Origin of the sequence: Vibrio sp. 1-Bac 57 (assembly GCF_037546855.1) — a bacterium.
Taxonomy (GTDB): domain Bacteria; phylum Pseudomonadota; class Gammaproteobacteria; order Enterobacterales; family Psychromonadaceae; genus Psychromonas.
In genome coordinates this window covers 1-500 of the sequence record NZ_JALAAC010000118.1, presented here as the reverse complement: position 1 = coordinate 500, position 500 = coordinate 1, and the positions used below count along the sequence as shown (strand labels likewise).

Below are 500 nucleotides of genomic sequence, written 5' to 3'. Positions count from 1 at the left end.
GGTGGCACACACTATTGGGCTCAGTATGCTGTTAAGCACGGTCATAAGGTCAAGGCAATGTCAGCTCGTCATGTTAAAGCTTTTCGACAGGGACAAAAAACAGATGCTAATGATGCTTTGGCTATCTCAATTGCGTGTTTACAACCTAATATTAAACCCTGTAGGTTATTGAAAGTAGAAGAACAATGCGAACAAGGAGTGATGCGAATTCGGGAGCTGTTAATTGAGCAACGGATTCAAATAAGTAATCAATTGCAAACCTTAATGCTGGAGTTCGGTTTACCCGTCGCCAAAGGTGATAAGGCGCTCAGAGAAACAATTTCTTTAGCGTTAGAAGATGCTGAAAATTCGTTTTCATTTTACTTTCGTTTTTCATTAAATCAACTTTATGAACGCTACAAATCACTGGATGACCAGGTAGATGAATTACAAACTCAGCTGAATGCTATGACCAAAAATGATCGCATCTGTAAACGGCTTCAGGCTTTAGAAGGTGTTGG

The 500-nt window shown here is 40.0% G+C and carries 1 protein-coding gene; it reads left to right on the top strand.

Annotated features, from left to right (window positions below):
• Positions 1–57 precede the first annotated feature (57 nt).
• Positions 58–500: transposase (locus MT391_RS20770; RefSeq protein ID WP_499500003.1), on the top strand; the 443-nt coding region annotated here is incomplete at its 3' end.